The 623-nt window shown below is 53.5% G+C and carries 1 rRNA gene; it reads right to left on the bottom strand.

The features are described 5' to 3' along the window. Window positions 1–623 (bottom strand): 23S ribosomal RNA (locus NNN71_RS24900); the annotation flags it as partial.

Raw genomic sequence — 623 nt, 5'->3', positions numbered from 1 at the left:
TATCAGCGTGCCTTCTCCCGAAGTTACGGCACCATTTTGCCTAGTTCCTTCACCCGAGTTCTCTCAAGCGCCTTGGTATTCTCTACCTGACCACCTGTGTCGGTTTGGGGTACGATTTGATGTTACCTGATGCTTAGAGGCTTTTCCTGGAAGCAGGGCATTTGTTACTTCAGCACCGTAGTGCCTCGTCATCACACCTCAGCGTTAGTAGCGTTCCGGATTTACCTAAAACACCCGCCTACATGCTTAAACCGGGACAACCGTCGCCCGGCTAACATAGCCTTCTCCGTCCCCCCTTCGCAGTAACACCAAGTACAGGAATATTAACCTGTTTCCCATCGACTACGCCTTTCGGCCTCGCCTTAGGGGTCGACTCACCCTGCCCCGATTAACGTTGGACAGGAACCCTTGGTCTTCCGGCGTGCGGGTTTTTCACCCGCATTATCGTTACTTATGTCAGCATTCGCACTTCTGATACCTCCAGCATCCCTCACAGGACACCTTCGCAGGCTTACAGAACGCTCCCCTACCCAACAACACCTAAATGTCGCTGCCGCAGCTTCGGTGCACAGTTTAGCCCCGTTACATCTTCCGCGCAGGCCGACTCGACCAGTGAGCTATTA

Source organism: Kluyvera sp. Awk 3 (assembly GCF_028069715.1).
GTDB lineage: Bacteria > Pseudomonadota > Gammaproteobacteria > Enterobacterales > Enterobacteriaceae > Kluyvera > Kluyvera georgiana_A.
Note: the sequence above shows the minus strand (reverse complement) of the source record. Positions and strands in the feature narration are given on the sequence as shown.